We start from the raw sequence: 16709 nt of genomic DNA, 5'->3' as shown, positions 1-16709 counted from the left end.
TGCTATCCTTCCCGCGCGCCGTAGCGGATGCGCGGATCAAGCAGCACCAGCAGCAAATCTGAAATCATTGTGCCGATCAGGGTCAGCAGGGCGACGAACATCAGCACGAAGCCCGCCAGAAACTGATCCTGCGACTTGAGCGCCGTCAACAGCGCTGGCCCGATTGTTTGAAGGCCCAGCACGACCGACACCAGAACCGACCCCGACACCATCGCAGGCAGCAGGTTGCCGATATCAGCCACGAAGGGGTTGAAGGCCATGCGCAGCGGATATTTCGTCAGCAACCGGGTCGACGACAGCCCCTTGGCCTTGCCGGTTTCGACATACGGTTTACTGAGTTCGTCGAGCATGTTGGCTCGCAGCCGCTGCATCATCCCCGCCGCCCCCGAGGTGCCGATCACGAAGGTCGGCACGATCAGGTGGATCAGGATGGATTGGACCTTGGCCAGCGACATCGGCTCGCCCTCGAATTCAGGTGCCATCAGGCCCCCGATGGGCAGGCCGAGATATTTGTGCCCGTAATAGAACAGGATCAGCGCGAGCAGAAAGTTCGGTGTCGCGAGCCCCAGATAGCCCACGAAAGCTGTGGTGTAATCGACCCACGTGGCCGATTTCCAAGCGGCCAGCACGCCCAGGGGCAAGGCCACGAGGTAAACGAACAGGACCGCAGCGAGGTTCACCAGAACGGTGAGCCAAAGTGCGTCGCCTACAATGTCCGCAACCGGCGCGTCAAACTCAAAAGACCAGCCGAAATCGCCCTGGATCAGTCCGGAAAAGCCCTGCGGGCCGGGAATGGCACCCACCCAGATCAGGTATTGCTGCCAGAGCGGCCGGTCGAGCGCGTATTCCTTGCGCAGGAATTCCGCCTTGGCGACGCCTTCTGCCTGCCCGGTGGCGCGCAGCTCGGCAATCTGGTTGGACAGATAGTCACCCGGGGGCAGGTTGATGATCACAAAGACCAGCACCGACACCACTGCCAGCGTCAGCAGCATCGTCAGCAGCCGCCACACCGCATAGCGGATGAACATCATTTGGACACCTGCGCCAACTCTTCGTCGGCAAAGAAAAACTCGTCAACGCGGTGGATGCCGAAATGTGCGCCGGGATCCCATGCCCATTTGCCGAACTCGGGCACATTGCGCAGCCGGTCAGACACGACAACGGGCTGAGGGGCTTCGGACAGGATGCCGATGCCGTATTGCTGATCGGCATGGATGGCGAGCATTTCGCGCCATATGCGCGTGCGGTCGTAGGGATCGGGCTGCCGCTCCCACAGGGCGGCAAGTTCCATCAGCCGCTCGGCCTCGGGCATGTCCACCGGTTCGCCCGCAGCGCCATGGGTCTGGTAATATTGCCCCCATTTCGGCCAGGCAAAGAACACCTGATCGGTGGGCGCAAGATATGTGGGCGGCGTGTAGGGCTGCGGGATGCCATTGTCCCAGCCGTACCAGACGGCGGCCATGGTCACGCCGGAAAAGACCCTGTTGCGCAGGATGTCGCGATCAAGTGGGCGCATGATGAGCTTGATGCCCAGATCGCGCCATGTGTCGGTGATGATGGCAAGCGCGTTCTCGACCTCCTGCCGTTCCCCGGCGGTTTCGATGACGAACTCCATGGGGCGCCCGTCGGGCAGCTTGCGGATGCCAGCGGCGTCACGTTCGGCAAGCCCCATCTCGTCCAACATCAGGTTGGCCGTGTCGGGATCATACAGCGCCCATTTGGTCAGGTTCTCGGATTCAAAGAACGGGCTTGCGGCAAGGGCGGTCATATTCCCTTCCTTGCCAAGACCAAAATAAAGCGCGCGGTTGATCATGCGCCGGTCAATGCCCATGGACAGGGCGCGCCGGAAGCGGGCATCGCGGATGACCTGCCGCCAGACCGGATCGGCAAAGTTGAGGTTGGGATAGATCGCGATCTGGCTCGCAGCACTGTTGGCCCACAGATAGGTGCGGTAGGGCGCGCCATCCGTCTCGCCCTTTTTCAGGATCGACACGTCACGGAAATCGAGGCCACGGGCCTGCAGGTCGCTTTCGCCCGCGTTCGATTTGGCCGCGACAAGGCCCGAGCCGACAATCCCCATCTCGACCACATCGATATAGGGCAGATGCACGCCTTGCGCGTCGATCCGGTGGAAATAGGGATTACGCACGAACAACTGACGCGAATTCCCACCGGTGCTGGCCGGCATCCACGGCTGCAAGGTGGGCAATTCGTGATTGTCGAACTTGTACATGTTGTCGAGTTTGTTGTGCAGCGGGGCCCAGCTGCGCACCCGCTTGGCGTCGATCATCTCCTCCATCTGTTCCATTGTGTTGTAGTCGACGTGGAACTGTTTGAGGTAGTGCGAGGGGCGATAGATGAAGGGCGGGCTGGCTTGGGCCAGCGATTGCAGGAACATCGGATTGGCGCGGGGGAACTCGACCACAACGGTGTGCTCATCAGGGAAGGTCATGGTGCCCACGTCGTTCCCCACGCGCATCACATCGGGTGCGCCATTGGGGCTTAACTCTTCGTTGAGGGCGACGTTTTCCCACCAGTAGCGAAAGTCTTCCGAGGTGAAGGGCGCGCCGTCCGACCAGCGATGACCGGGACGCAGGTGCAGGGTAAAGATGCGCCCGTCCACCTCGTCATAGTCGCGCAGGATGTCAGCGCGCAGCTCGTACTTTTCGTTATAGCCCACCAACCGCGCATAGCCGTAAACGACCATTTGGCGAACGTCCTTGGAGCGGGTGACCATGGTGCGCAGCGTGCCGCCCTGCTTGCCGAATTCGCGCCCCTTGGCCTCAAGATCGACGACCAGCGGGGTGTCGGGGATACGGTCGGGGGCGGGATCCATCTGACCTTTCGAGACTTCGGCAGCCCAGAAATCGCTTTCCTGCACGACAGGCTGGGCAAAGGCGGGCAGAGCCATCAGCCCCGCGATCAACAGGGGTGTCAGTCGGTCAAGCATGGCAACGCACCTTGTGTCCGGGTTCAACTTGGATGAGGTCGGGGGCATCGCGCCCTTCAAAGCGAAATTGCTCGGGCCAGGATGCAGAGGATCCCGCCCCATGTGCCACCTGGGCCAAATCAATCGGGCGGCTCACATCCGGTTCGGGTTGGGCCGCGATCAGGGCTTTGGTATATGGGTGGCGCGGATTGTAGAATAGGGTCGAGGGCGGGGCCTGTTCGACCACGACCCCCTGTCGCATCACTGCTACCTCATCCGCAATGCGGGCCACGACGGCCAGATCATGGCTGATGAACAGGTAACTCAGACCCATGCCATCGCGGATGCGTTCCAGCAGGCTCAGGATCTGTTCCTGCACCGACACATCCAGCGCCGAGGTCGGCTCGTCACAGACCAGCAGCACCGGATCAAGGGTCAGCGCGCGTGCAATGGACAGGCGCTGGCGTTGCCCACCGGAAAAGGCATGCGGGTAGCGTTTGAGCATATCGGGGTTTAGCCCGACCCACCGGAGCATCTCCGCCGCCTTGTCACGGCGGGCCGTCTTGTCACCGATGCGGTGAATTTCCATCGGCTCGGTCAGCGCCTCCTGCACCCGCATGCGCGGCGACAGGGACGAATAAGGGTCCTGAAACACCATCTGCGCCTGGCGCTGAAAGGCGATCTTTTCGGATCGGCTGAGATCGTTGATGCAGACCGTTTCGGAGTTCGTCTTGGCGCGGAACAGCACGCGCGACCCTTCGTCCGGGATTTCGGCACCCAAGGCGATGCGCGCGCATGTCGTCTTGCCCGACCCGCTTTCGCCGACCACGGCCAGCGTTTTGCCGCGTGGCAATTTCAGGGACACGTCGCGGCAGGCAAAGACCTGTTTCTTGGCCCGCCAGCCTCCGGCGCGAACCGTGTAGGTTTTCGACACGTTCTCAAGCTCGAGAATAAGGTCGTCTTTTTCCACCGGCGGGACGGGGGTTGCATCCTTGGGGATCATGGGCGCGGCGGCGAACAGCTTTTTTGTATAGCCATGACCCGGATTACCCAGCACCGCAGGGGCCGGGCCGCTTTCCATGACGTGCCCCTTGCTCATTACTACAACGCTGTCGGCCATGTTGGCGACGACGCCAAGGTCGTGGGTCACAAGGATCATCGCCATGCCGGTGTCGCGTTGCAAATCCTTCATCAGACCCAACACCTGGGCTTGGGTCGTGACATCCAGCGCGGTCGTGGGTTCGTCCGCGATCAGCAGGTCGGGTTTGGCGACCATCGCCATGGCGATCATCGCGCGCTGGCGCATACCCCCGGACATCTCGAACGGATAGGCGCGAAAGGCGCGCTCGGGATCGGCAAATCCCACGCGTTCGAAGGTGGCCAGTACGTCTTTCTTGGCCTCGGCGGACGTCATGTCGCGGTGCAGGGTCAACACCTCGGCCACCTGATTGCCGATGCGGTGCAAGGGCGAGAGGGAGCGCATAGGTTCCTGAAAGATCATCGAAATGCGGTCGCCGCGAATGTCGCGGATCTCGCGCGAGGGCAGTTTGAGCAGATCGGTACGCGCCGACCCGGTCCCGAACTCGATGGCACCGCGACGCAATTGGGCGGCACCGGGCAGAATACGCAGCACCGCACGGCACGACAGCGTCTTGCCCGATCCGCTTTCGCCCACGATGGCCAGTGTTTCGCCCGCATTGACGGAAAAATTGACGCCAGCCACGACCGGCGGTGCCGATCCAAAGCCGATAGAGAGGTCTCTGACGTCAAGAAGGGGGGCCATGTGCCGTCCTTAGTTGTTTCAGCCTTCGTTTCACCGTGGCATGCCGGATTTCAGTGAACCCGATTTCCGCGCATAGGTCCATACACGCGCTGCTCGCGGATTCGTGCTGGGCATTTGCGAAATTCTGACCCATCTAATGGGAAACACAAAGGAATACCGTGATGCCCCAAAGCCGCCTTGATCTGTTTGTGGACCGTATGGTGTCTCAGCGCGCCTGTCTTGATCATGCGGCCGATGCGATTGCAGCCCTGCCCGGCCCCGTCTTTGAGTTGGGGTTGGGCAACGGGCGCACCTATCACCACATCCGCCATATTCTGCCCGACCGCGACGTGTTCGTTTTTGAGCGCGCGGTGGCGTCCCATCCCGACAGCACTCCGCCCGATGATATGGTGTTGCTGGGCGATGTCTATGACACGCTGCCCGCCGCGTTGACACGTTTCGGCGCGACGGCTGTGTTGATCCACGCGGACCTTGGCGGTCACAACCGGGCTAAAAACGACATCTTTGCGCGCAATATCTCGCCGTTGGTCGAGCCGTTGCTGGCCGTTGGCGGCCTGATGGTGTCCTCGGACCGGATGTATTTCGATAGGCTTGTCGAGCAACCCTTGCCCGCAGCCGCGGTCGAAGGGCGATGCTTTATCTACCGTCGCGATGCATGACGGACTGAAGCGCGCACATCGATGGACGGAAGAAGCGGGACGTCGCGTCCTTTCGGGGAAGGGCTTGCCCTTTTTGATGCGCCCCTTACGCTGAAGGTTCCGGCCGCGTGCGGGATTTGTCCTGCCCGGTGGCCAGCATCAGTGGAGGTTTTCGATGAGCGACAAGATTGCCTATGCCCGTCACGATGACGTCGCCGTTTTAACCGTTCAGAACCCGCCCGTGAACGCGCTGAGTCAAGCGGTGCGCCAAGGGTTATGGGATATGATGGACCGCGCCGAGGCTGATACCGGCGTGCGCGCAGTGCTGATTGTCGGAGAGGGCCGCGCGTTTTTCGCGGGTGCCGACATCACCGAATTCGGCAAGCCACCGTTGCAGCCGCATCTGCCTGACCTGATCAACCGGATTGAGGCGTCGCCGCTCTTGGTCGTGGCCTCCATGCACGGCGTGTCCCTGGGCGGTGGGCTGGAGGTTGCCTTGGGCTGTCACTACCGCATCGCTGTGCCCTCCGCCCGCGTCGGCTTGCCCGAAGTGCATCTGGGGCTGTTGCCCGGTGCCGGGGGAACGCAGCGTTTGCCCCGTGTGAGCGGTGTGGAACCCGCGCTAGAGGTGATGACGACGGGCCGTCACGTGGGCGCGAAAGAGGCGCATAAGTTGGGCATCATCGACGTGCTGCAAGAAGGCGATCCGGCTGAGAACGGTTTGGCGTATGCGCAGAAATTGCTGGCCAAGGACGCGCCCCGCCGCCCGGTGAGCGGGATGCCCGCCCCTGCGCCGATTGACTGGGATGCAGCCTTTGAGGCTACCTTGGCCCGCAGCAAGGGCCAGATTTCACCCGCATGGTGCGTGCGCGCGGTTCAGGCGTCGGTCGAGAAACCCTTTGCCGAGGGCCTCAAGGCCGAGCGTCAGATATTTTACGACCTGATGCAGACCGATCAGCGCGAGGGGATGATCCACGCGTTTTTCTCGGAACGCGCTGTGGCGAACCTGCCTGAGTTGAAAGGGGTCGCGCCACGCGCCTTGCAGCAGATCGGTGTGATCGGCGGTGGCACGATGGGCGCAGGCATCGCGACGGCGGCTTTGCTTGCGGGTCTGTCGGTGACATTGCTCGAGATGAGCGCCGAGGCCGGGCAAGCCGCGCGCGAGCGGATCGAACGCAACCTTTCGGGTGCGTTGAAGCGGGGCAAGATCAGTGCCGCGCAGCATGAGGCAATACTCACCCAGACGCTGAATGTCGTCACAAACTACGAGGCACTCAAAGACGCAGATCTGGTGATCGAGGCCGTTTTTGAGGATATGGGTGTCAAAAAGCAGGTCTTTGGCGAACTCGACCGGGTCTGCAAACCGGGCGCTATTTTGTCGTCCAACACGTCGTATCTGGACATTGACGAGATCGCAGCAACGACGTCGCGTCCTGCCGATGTTCTGGGGCTGCACTTCTTCTCCCCCGCGCATGTGATGAAGCTGCTTGAGGTTGTTGTGTCGGACAAAACCGCCCCCGCCGTGGCCGCGACAGGCTTTGCTCTTGGCAAGATGCTGGGCAAGACGTCTGTGCGCGCCGGGGTCTGTGATGGATTTATTGGCAACCGCATCTTGTCGACCTACCGCACGGCTGCCGATCACATGATCCTTGATGGCGCATCCCCTTACGACATCGATGCGGCGTTAGAAAAGTTTGGGTTTGCGATGGGCCCTTTCGCGGTAGCGGATCTTGCCGGGCTCGATATCGGTTGGGCCGTGCGTAAGCGCAAACGGGCCGAGGGGCTTGATCCGCGCGCCCGAGATGCGGCTTACGCGGACAAGCTGTGCGAGGCGGGCCATTTTGGCCAAAAGACCGGCAAAGGCTACTATGACTACGCGGCGGGGGCTAAGGCGCGCGTGCCGAACCCGGATGTGGTGCTGCTGATCGAGGCCGAGCGGAAGGCCCAAGGGATCACCCCGCGCACGTTTACCGAGGACGAAATCGTGCGTCGCTACATGGCGGCAATGGTGAACGAAGCGGCCAAGGTCGTGGGCGAAGGCATCGCGCGCCGACCGCTTGACGTCGATATGACGCTGATCTTTGGTTATGGCTTTCCGCGCTATCGCGGCGGACCGTTGAAATGGGCGGATATGCAGGGGCTGGCCGGTTTGCTCGATGACATAAAATCCTATGCCCAAACGGACCCGTATTTTTGGACCGCGGCCCCCCTGCTTGAACAATTGGTGGCCGAAAACCGCACCTTTGATGACCTGAACAAAAAGGGCTGACACGATGGATATGAGCTTTACCGACGACGAACTGGCCTTCCAAAACGAGGTGCGGGAGTTCCTGCGTGATGAGCTGCCCTCGGAGATGGCGGACAAGGTGGCCAAGGGCATCGAGTTGGGCAAGGACGACATGGAACGCTGGCATGCCATCCTCAATGCGCGCGGATGGCTGGCCCCGAACTGGCCCAAATCCTTTGGCGGTGCGGAGTGGAACGCGGTGCAGCGTCACATCTTTGACACCGAAGCAGCTGCCGCAAATGCCCCGCGGATCGTGCCTTTCGGGCTGTCAATGCTTGGGCCTGTGTTGCAGAAATTTGGATCGAAAGAGCAGCAGGACCATTGGTTGCCCCGCATTCTGGATGGGTCGGACTGGTGGTGCCAGGGCTATTCCGAGCCGGGTGCCGGGTCTGATCTCGCCTCGCTCAAGACCCGCGCGGTGCGTGATGGCGATCACTATGTGGTCAATGGGCAAAAGACGTGGACGACCCTTGGCCAGCACGCAAACATGATTTTCTGCCTTGTCCGTACGGACCCGGATGCAAAGCAACAGGAAGGTATTTCCTTTCTGTTGATCGACATGAACACGCCGGGCGTCGAGGTGCGGCCGATCATCTTGCTCGATGGCAGTGACGAGGTGAACGAGGTCTGGTTCACGGACGTCCGGGTGCCGGTTGAAAATCTCGTGGGTGATGAGAATGAAGGCTGGACCTATGCCAAGTACCTGCTGACCCATGAGCGTGCGAATATCGCGGGCGTCGGCTTTTCGCAGGCTGGCTTGGCAGCTGTCAAACGGATGGCGCGCGCTGAGAATCACAACGGCAGGCCGCTGATCGAAAACCCGCATTTTGCGGCCCGTGTGGCGCAGGTGGATATTGATCTTCGCGCAATGGCGACTTCGAACCTGCGGATCATTTCAAAGGCGGCTGCGGGTGGTGCGCCTGGGCTTGAGGCGTCCATGCTCAAGGTGAAGGGGTCGATTATCCGTCAGGAGATCAATGACTTGGCGCGTCGTGTGGCGGGCCCTTATGCGATGCCCTTCGCTTCCGAAGCGCTGGAGGGCGCCAATGACACAATCCCCGACCCGCTTGGCGCGGGGCCTGTTGCGGCGCAGTATTTCAACAACCGCAAACTCTCGATCTTTGGCGGTTCCAACGAAATTCAGCGGGGCATCATCGCCAAGGTCACCATGAGCGGAGGCCGGGCATGAACTTTGAACTGACCGAAGAGCGGCAGATGTTGCAGGACACTTTGCGCCGCTATCTGCGTGAGAAATACACAACCGCGGTGCGCAACGACATACTGACATCGGATGCTGGGCTGTCCGCTGACATTTGGTCCGAATTGGCGGAACTTGGCGTTCTTGGCGCGCTCTTTACCGAAGAGATGGGCGGCTTTGGCGGTGCGGGTTTTGATCTTGCCGTGGTGTTCGAAGAACTGGGGCGTGCGGGCGTCGTGGAACCCGTGCTCGATAGCGCGCTGATGGGCGGGCGATTGCTGGCGTCGGCGGGCAAGTCCGACATGGTGGAAGAGGTTATCGCGGGGTCGCTGCATCTCGCTGTCGCGCACGGTGAACCCGGCGGACGTTACGATATGGATCATGTGCATACGAAAGCGGATGGTGGCGTATTGATCGGGCGCAAAGCGGTGGTGATGAACGCCGAAGCGGCGGATCACCTGATCGTCTCAGCGCGGGATGGCGATGCAATTGCGCTTTACCTTGTCGCGAAGGATGCCAAGGGCCTTGATATCCAAGGCTACCCCTTGCTGGCCGGTGGGCGTGCAGGTGAGGTGACGCTCGACAAAACCCCTTGCGAGCCGTTGAACCTGTCGCTAACCGACCTGCAAGCCGCGACCAGTCTGGCGCTCGTTGCGATCAGTGCCGAGGCGCTTGGGGCGATGGAATCCGCGACCCATCTGACCAAGGACTACCTGATGACGCGGACCCAATTTGGGCGGCCCATCGGCACGTTTCAGACGCTTGCTCACCGGATGGCTGACCTGTTGATTGAATTGGAACAAGCCCGCAGCGCGGTGATCAACGCGGCTGGCTATCTTGAGGCATCAGATGCGGACCTGCACCTGTCCGCCACCAAGAACCTGATCGGAAGGATCGGACGGCTGGTGGCCGAGGAGTCGATCCAGATGCACGGTGGCATCGCCATGACCCAGGAATACGAGCTGGCCCATATCGCCAAGCGGATCGTCATGGCTGATCACCGCTTTGGCGATACGGACTACCATCTGGAGCGGTTCATTGCCCTCTCCGCCGCCTGAGCCTGGCATCATTCGCGACGAAACCGGCGCGCAGACGCTGCTTGGCTATGTCGTCGATCTGACGACCGGGGACGGGGTTGCGCTGTGCCGTCTTGAGATCGGGGCGCAACACGGCAATCGCCACGGTGGTCTGCATGGCGGCATCATCGCCTGCATGCTCGACAACGCGATGGGCTATGCCGCCGCTTTGAGTTTCGAGGGAGATACGCAAACCCGCGTCCACACCCTGTCGATGACCACGAACTTTGTCGCCCCCGCGTCCCAAGGTCGGGTGACGGCCAAGGGTGTTGTTACCGGCGGTGGGCGGGCCACCGTCTTTGCCGAGGGGGATTTGCAGGATGAGGAAGGTCGCGTGCTGGCCACAGCCACGGGCGTTTACAAACGGGTGAAGGGGCAATGAGCGCCCCTTTGGTCGTCGATCTGCTGCTTGGGCAAGTGGAGGCGCGACCGGAAGCACCTGCGCTTGAAGATTCCCTTGGGACCAAATGGACTTACGCCGATCTGAAACATGCCGTTGACGCCCTGTCCGACATCTTGAGCGACAAGGGCGTGACGGCAGGCGACCGCGTGCTGATCGTTTCGGAAAACTGCGGGGCGGCAGTGGCGGCCCTGTTTGCAACGTGGTTGATGGGTGCGGTGGCGGTGCCGGTGAACGCCCGCCAGACCGGACATGAACTGGACCGGATCATCGCGCATGCCGCGCCGCGCGCCGTGCTGCTGACCAGCGCCGTGTCCTCGGATGCGGTCGCGCACAGTGCCCGCCTGAATGCGTCCGAAATAGAGGGAGCATGGGGAACGCTTGACCTGCTGTGCCTGCCTGTATCTCCGGCAGATATCGACCGCGACGTTGCTGTGATCCTCTACACCACTGGCACCACGGGCGATCCCAAAGGCGTGATGCTGACCCACGCCAATGTGCGCTTTGGCGGGCAGACATCGGCCAATCTGCGCGCGATGACGCCGGCCGACCTGATCTATGGGGTTTTGCCGACGACCCATGTGTTTGGCCTATGCTCGGTGGTGGTTGCGGCGATTCATGCAGGTGCGCCAGTGCGCCTTGTGCCGCGATTTGATGTGCGGGCGGTCTATGACGGGTTGCGCGACGGGATCACCCTGTTCTCGGCTGTGCCGCAGATGCATGCGTTGCTGATGGCCCATGCGCGTGCGAATGGTCTGGATGTACTGGGGTCAGCTACATTGCGCTATGTCTCGTCCGGTGCGGCACCGCTGGATCCCACTTGGAAGCGGGAGGCGGAGGCGTTCTACGGCGTTGCGATCCAGAACGGATATGGGATGACCGAAAGCACCGCGGGCACTGCTGCGACGCGCAATCTGATCGGCGATCCTGACACCTCTGTTGGCCCGGCCTTGCCAGACATCGAGATCGCGATTGATCAGGCGAGTGCGGCGGATGGTGTGGGTGAGGTTCTGACCCGTGGCCCGCATGTGATGCTGGGATATTTCCGCAATGAGGCCGAAACGGCCCGCACCGTCGATGCGCAAGGATGGTTACACACCGGCGATCTTGGTCGGATTGACGCGCGCGGGCATCTGCACATCGTGGGGCGCGCCAAGGAGTTGATCATTCATGGTGGCTTTAACGTCTACCCGCCCGAGGTGGAGGCCGCGCTGAACGATCACCCTGACGTGGTGCAGGCCGCCGTGGTCGGGCGGCAGTTCGAAGGGGATGAAGAAGTCCTTGCCTTCGTTCAGGTCGCCAAAGACAGCGGGTTGAGCGCGGATATTCTGCGCGCCTTCGTGCGTGACCGGCTGGCAGGATACAAACGCCCCGCGCGCTATGTTCTGGCCCAGAGCCTGCCAGCGGCCCCGACGGGAAAAGTCCTGAAACACAAGCTGATCGAAACGTTTGCCGCCGAGTTGGCGTGATTGCCTCAGGTCCAGACCCCGTTTGCGGCCTCTCGAATGGCGCGGATGTTCTCGCCGTAGGGGGCAGGGTCGCTGACGGACCCGCCGCGAAAGACGGCCGAGCCTGCGACCAGCACATCCGCACCTGCCTTGGCCACCAGAGGCGCGGTGGTCGGGTCCACGCCGCCATCAATCTCGATATGCACAGGGCGATCCCCGATCATCGCGCGCAATTCGGCAATCTTGGCCGACATGTCGATGAATTTCTGTCCACCAAAGCCGGGGTTTACCGTCATCACGCAGATCAGATCGACCATGTCCATCACCTCTGCCACCGCGTTTGCTGGCGTGCCGGGGTTCAAGGCAATACCTGCCTTCATCCCTGCACCCTTGATTGCTTGCAGCGTGCGGTGAATGTGGGGGCCAGCCTCCACATGGGCGGTCAGGACATCGGCACCCGCGTCCGCAAAGGCTTCGATATAGGGATCAACGGGCGCAATCATCAGGTGGACATCCATCACCCCCTTGATGTGGGGGCGGATCGCGGCACAGGTCGCAGGCCCGAAGGTGATGTTGGGCACGAAATGGCCGTCCATCACATCGACGTGGATCCAATCGGCACCTTGCGCCTCGACGGCGGCGCATTCAGCCCCGAAATTGGCAAAGTCCGCCGCCAGAATGGAAGGTGCAATTTTGATGGAACGATCAAAGGTCACGGGCTGTCTGCTCCTGTTTGTGCGTAGCCGCGATATATCGCCGAGTTGCCCATGTTGAAAGGGGGCCGTCGCGGTGGGCCTGTCAAGCGGAGAGAGGTGTCGCGTGTGCGATGCAATCCGTCGACCGCGCGTCATTAAATTTGACAATCGAATTAAAGCGCGCGACTGTGCGGATCAGGGAGGACGGCCATGTACCTGGGATTTGATCTGGGCACATCCGGTGCGAAGGCTTTGCTGGTGGATGATGAAGGTCGGGCCATCGGCAGCGCGGATGCGCATTATGATGTGACCAATGCCGCGCCGGGATGGAGCGAGCAGGACCCGGCCGATTGGATTGGCGGGATGACGGCCGCAATGGCCGCGTTGCGCGCCGCGCATCCTGAGGCCATTGCGGCGGTGCGGGGTGTGGCCTTGTCCGGTCACATGCACGGCGCCGTTCTGGTTGACGCGACGGGGGCCGTCTTGCGCCCCTGCATCCTGTGGAATGATACACGCAGCCACGTCGAAGCTGCCGCGATGGACGCGGACCCGCTGGCCCGCAAGATCAGCGGCAATATCGTCTTTCCCGGCTTCACCGCCCCCAAACTGGCGTGGGTGGCCACCCATGAACCCGATGTGTTTGCCAAAGTCGACAAGGTCATGTTGCCCAAGGACTACGTGGTCTGGTGGCTGACAGGTCGCTATGTGACCGAGATGTCGGATGCAGCGGGCAGTGGCTGGCTGGATGTCGCGGGACGCAAGTGGTCGGACGATCTGTTGGCCCTTGGTGGTATGCGGGGCGATCAGATGCCTGACCTGGTCGAAGGGACAGACGTGGTTGGGGCAGTGCAATCCGCGCGCGCCGACCTTGGCTTGCCTGCCAATTGTCAGGTGGTTGCGGGTGGGGCCGACAATGCAGTGGCCGCCTGTGGTGTGGGTGCGCTTGGGCAAGGGGACGGTTTCGTGTCCTTGGGCACATCGGGCGTCGTTTTGGCGGGGCGCGACAGGTATGCGCCCGATGCCGGGACAGCCGTTCACACCTTTTGCCACGCTGTGCCCAAGCGGTGGTATCAGATGGGGGTTGTTTTGGCCGCGACCGACAGCCTCAATTGGCTGTCGCGCATCACGGGGCAGACCCAAGGCGCGTTGACCGAAGCGCTTGGGCCGACCCTGACCGCGCCGGGCAGTGCGAAGTTCTATCCCTACCTGTCCGGTGAGCGAACACCGCACAATGACGCCGATATCAGAGGTGGCTTTACCGGCCTCGATATCGGGGCTGGCCCAACTGCGCTGACCCATGCGGTCATGACCGGCGTCAGTTTCGCACTGCGCGACAGTTTCGAGGCGCTCAAAGGCACGGGGGCCACGCTTGAGACGGCTCTTGCGATCGGGGGCGGCACCAAGTCCGATCTGTGGACCAAGATGCTGGCAACCACTCTCAATATCCCGCTGGAGCGTCCCGAAGACGGGGCCTTTGGTGCCGCCCTTGGTGCCGCGCGGATCGCCATGTGCGGCGTGACGGGTGATGACCCGGCCACCGTCATGACCAAACCGCCGATTGCTGATATCATCGCGCCTGACCCGACCCTCACCTCTGCCTATGACGACGCCTACAACGCGTTCACCACTGCCTATCCAAAATTGAAAGCCATGCCATGACCTCCGGATTTTTTGACGCCGTTCCGCCCGCCGCCTTCGAAGGGCCCGACAGCACGAACCCCATGGCCTTTCGCCATTACAATCCCGATGAAAAGGTGATGGGCAAGCGGATGGAGGACCAGTTGCGCTTTGCGGTGGCCTATTGGCATTCCTTCGCATGGGAAGGGGGCGATCCGTTCGGCGGGCAGACCTTTATCCGGCCCTGGCACCCTCAGGACGACATGGGCCGCGCCAAGATGAAGGCGGATGTGGCGTTCGAGATGTTCGAGCGGCTCGGCGTGCCGTTCTTTTGCTGGCACGACGCGGATGTGCGCCCCGAAGGCGATACGTTGGGCGAAAGCATCGACCGGCTGAACGAGATGACCGACTATTTCGGCGAAAAGATGGACAGCGCCAAGGTGCGCCTGTTGTGGGGCACGGCCAACATGTTCAGCCACCGCCGCTGGATGTCGGGGGCCTCGACCAACCCGGACCCGGATGTGTTCGCCTATGCTGCTGCCACCGTGAAATCCTGCATGGATGCGACCCACAAGCTGGGCGGTGAAAATTATGTCCTCTGGGGCGGGCGCGAGGGGTATGAGAGCCTGCTCAACACCGACATGGGCCGTGAGTTGGACCATATGGGTGCGTTCCTGAACATGGTGGTCGAATACAAGCACAAGATCGGGTTCAAGGGGCAGATCCTGGTGGAACCGAAACCGCAGGAACCGTCCAAGCATCAGTATGACTATGATGCGGCCACCTGCATCGGCTTCCTGCGCAAATACGGGCTTGAGGACGAGGTGAAGCTGAACCTCGAACAGGGCCACGCGATCCTCGCAGGCCACAGCTTTGAACACGAGATCGCGGTGGCGGCAAGCGAGGGGATGCTGGGCTCCATCGACATGAACCGCAACGACTATCAGTCGGGCTGGGACACGGACCAATTCCCCAACAATGTGCCCGAGGTGGCCTTGTGCTATTACCATATCCTGCAAGCCGGTGGTCTGGGGCAGGGGGGCACCAACTTTGATGCAAAGCTGCGCCGCCAAAGCCTCGATGCGGAGGATCTGATTGCGGCCCATGTCGGTGCGATGGACATCTGTGCGCGGGGCCTCAAGGCGGCAGCGGCGATGATCGAGGACGGGGGGCTGAGCGATGCGCTGGCCACCCGCTACGCCGGGTGGGACCGCAAAGAGGCCAAGGCGATGCTGAAGAGCGATCTGAGCACCATTTCCGAACGTGTGCTGGGCCACGGAATCGAACCACAGCCCAAGTCGGGGCGTCAGGAAATCCTGGAAAACTATGTTTCACGTTTCGTGTAAGACGGCGATTTTCGGGCTGATTGCTGCGCCTGTCTTGGCGGGCGATCTCCCCCGTTACGAGCCGGCATTTCCAACGCACGATCCTGCTCTGATCGAGCTGGGCCAGTTGCTGTTTTATGACCCCATCCTGTCGGGGTCGAAGACGGTGAGCTGCGCGACATGTCACCACCCCAACCATGCAACGGGGGATGGTGTGTCGCTTGGGCTTGGGGATGGTGGCACCGGTCTGGGGCCTGACCGGGCCACGGATACCGAAAACATCCCCGAACAACGCATCCCGCGCAATGCGCCGCCCTTGTTCAATCTGGGTGCGCGCGAATTCACTGTTTTTTTCCACGATGGCCGATTGGAAGAGGACGCGAACCGACCCTCGGGCATTCGCACGCCATTGGGGTCGGAGATGGAGACGGGATTTGCTTCGGCCCTTTCCGCCCAATCCATGTTCCCGGTTCTTTCGCCGGACGAGATGGCGGGGCATTACGCTGAAAACGACGTCGCTCAAGCCGTCCGGCAAGGGCTGCTGACGGGGCAAGGCGGGGCGTGGAGTATCCTGTCCGAGCGGGTCGCGGCGATCCCGGAATACCGGCAGCGATTTGATGCAGTCATTGGGCAAACGGAAATTGGGTTCACGGACATCTCTGATGCGCTGGCCGCCTTCCTCGATTTCGAATGGCGCGGTGTCGCAAGTCCGTTCGACCTCTACCTGCGCAACGGCACCGAAATGGAGCCCGCAGCAATGCGGGGAATGGAGTTGTTCTATGGCAAGGCGGACTGCGTTGCGTGCCATTCAGGCCGCTTCCAGACGGATCACGACTTTCACGCCATCGCCATGCCCCAGATCGGGCCGGGCAAGGCGGCGCGGTTTGAGAGCCATGCGCGGGACACAGGCCGGATGCGGGTGACGGGCGACCCAAATGACGCCTACGCGTTCCGCACCCCACCTCTGCGCAATGTTGTGCAGACAGCTCCGTATGGACATAGCGGAGCCTACGCGACCCTCGAAGGGGTCATTCGCCACCATCTTGATCCGGTGGCCAGCTTGCGCAGCTATGATCCGTCACAGGCGGTCATGCCGGGTTTCGACGCCGATGATTTGCGCGTGATGAGCGACCCGGCTGAAATCGATGCCATCGCTGCGGCCAACGGCCTCTCGCCACAGGCGTTGAGCGATGAGGAGGTGGCGGAGTTGATCGCTTTCATGGGCGCACTGACCGATCCGCAAAGCGTGCGCGGGGCGTTGGGCATTCCGGCCAGTGTGCCAAGTGGGTTGCTTATAGATCGCTAAGCGCCCG

At 61.7% G+C, this 16709-nt stretch carries 13 protein-coding genes; 9 read left to right on the top strand and 4 right to left on the bottom strand.

The features are described 5' to 3' along the window. Positions 1-2: 2 nt before the first annotated feature. Genes Q0908_RS10985 through Q0908_RS10975 form a run of 3 tightly spaced genes read right to left on the bottom strand, consistent with a single transcriptional unit; the run spans position 3 to position 4712 of the window. On the bottom strand, positions 3-1031 hold the full coding sequence (locus tag Q0908_RS10985) for an ABC transporter permease (protein WP_299283923.1): 1029 nt from the start codon (positions 1029-1031) through the stop codon (positions 3-5). After that, entirely contained in the window at positions 1028-2911 is a 1884-nt protein-coding gene (locus Q0908_RS10980; protein WP_299284042.1) for an ABC transporter substrate-binding protein, read from the bottom strand. The genes Q0908_RS10985 and Q0908_RS10980 overlap by 4 nt, the downstream gene beginning before the upstream one ends. 31 nt (positions 2912-2942) lie before the next feature. Then, a complete protein-coding gene (locus tag Q0908_RS10975; RefSeq protein ID WP_299283921.1) occupies positions 2943-4712 on the bottom strand; it encodes an ABC transporter ATP-binding protein in 1770 nt (589 codons plus the stop codon). Positions 4713-4873: 161 nt separating this feature from the next. Between Q0908_RS10975 and Q0908_RS10970 the strand changes: the two genes are divergently transcribed. The 6 genes from Q0908_RS10970 to Q0908_RS10945 all read left to right on the top strand — a co-directional run bounded on the left by Q0908_RS10970 (position 4874) and on the right by Q0908_RS10945 (position 11780). After that, entirely contained in the window at positions 4874-5371 is a 498-nt protein-coding gene (locus Q0908_RS10970; RefSeq protein WP_299283920.1) for a class I SAM-dependent methyltransferase, read from the top strand. 154 nt (positions 5372-5525) lie between these two features. Next, complete coding sequence (locus Q0908_RS10965; protein WP_299283918.1) at positions 5526-7619, top strand: 3-hydroxyacyl-CoA dehydrogenase NAD-binding domain-containing protein; 2094 nt, start codon at positions 5526-5528, stop codon at positions 7617-7619. Positions 7620-7623: 4 nt separating this feature from the next. Further along, positions 7624-8826: an acyl-CoA dehydrogenase family protein gene (locus Q0908_RS10960; RefSeq protein WP_299283916.1), complete on the top strand. Its 1203-nt coding sequence runs from the start codon at positions 7624-7626 to the stop codon at positions 8824-8826. After that, positions 8823-9893: an acyl-CoA dehydrogenase family protein gene (locus Q0908_RS10955; RefSeq protein ID WP_299283914.1), complete on the top strand. Its 1071-nt coding sequence runs from the start codon at positions 8823-8825 to the stop codon at positions 9891-9893. Before Q0908_RS10960 ends, Q0908_RS10955 begins: the two co-directional genes overlap by 4 nt. Further along, positions 9874-10293, top strand: coding sequence for a PaaI family thioesterase (locus tag Q0908_RS10950; RefSeq protein WP_299283912.1), 420 nt, complete (start codon positions 9874-9876; stop codon positions 10291-10293). Before Q0908_RS10955 ends, Q0908_RS10950 begins: the two co-directional genes overlap by 20 nt. After that, positions 10290-11780 (top strand): class I adenylate-forming enzyme family protein, encoded by a 1491-nt coding sequence (locus Q0908_RS10945; RefSeq protein WP_299283910.1) that lies wholly within the window; start codon positions 10290-10292, stop codon positions 11778-11780. Before Q0908_RS10950 ends, Q0908_RS10945 begins: the two co-directional genes overlap by 4 nt. 5 nt (positions 11781-11785) lie before the next feature. Here Q0908_RS10945 and rpe read toward each other — a convergent pair whose 3' ends face one another. Further along, on the bottom strand, positions 11786-12475 hold the full coding sequence (gene rpe / locus Q0908_RS10940; RefSeq protein ID WP_299283908.1) for a ribulose-phosphate 3-epimerase: 690 nt from the start codon (positions 12473-12475) through the stop codon (positions 11786-11788). A gap of 189 nt (positions 12476-12664) precedes the next feature. Here rpe and xylB point away from each other — a divergent pair, with 189 nt between their 5' ends. From xylB to Q0908_RS10925, 3 genes are read left to right on the top strand one after another with little or no spacing between them, the layout of a single operon-like run. Then, positions 12665-14113, top strand: a complete 1449-nt coding sequence (gene xylB / locus Q0908_RS10935; RefSeq protein ID WP_299283906.1) for a xylulokinase — start codon at positions 12665-12667, stop codon at positions 14111-14113. Continuing rightward, complete coding sequence (gene xylA, locus Q0908_RS10930) at positions 14110-15417, top strand: xylose isomerase (protein WP_299283904.1); 1308 nt, start codon at positions 14110-14112, stop codon at positions 15415-15417. The genes xylB and xylA overlap by 4 nt, the downstream gene beginning before the upstream one ends. Further along, on the top strand, positions 15398-16702 hold the full coding sequence (locus Q0908_RS10925; RefSeq protein WP_299283902.1) for a cytochrome c peroxidase: 1305 nt from the start codon (positions 15398-15400) through the stop codon (positions 16700-16702). The genes xylA and Q0908_RS10925 overlap by 20 nt, the downstream gene beginning before the upstream one ends. The last annotated feature ends 7 nt before the right edge of the window (positions 16703-16709 follow it).

Source organism: uncultured Tateyamaria sp. (assembly GCF_947494755.1).
In the GTDB taxonomy this organism is placed as follows: Bacteria; Pseudomonadota; Alphaproteobacteria; order Rhodobacterales; family Rhodobacteraceae; genus Tateyamaria.
The sequence above is the reverse complement of the archived record's forward strand: the minus strand, read 5'-3'. Positions and strand labels throughout refer to the sequence as shown.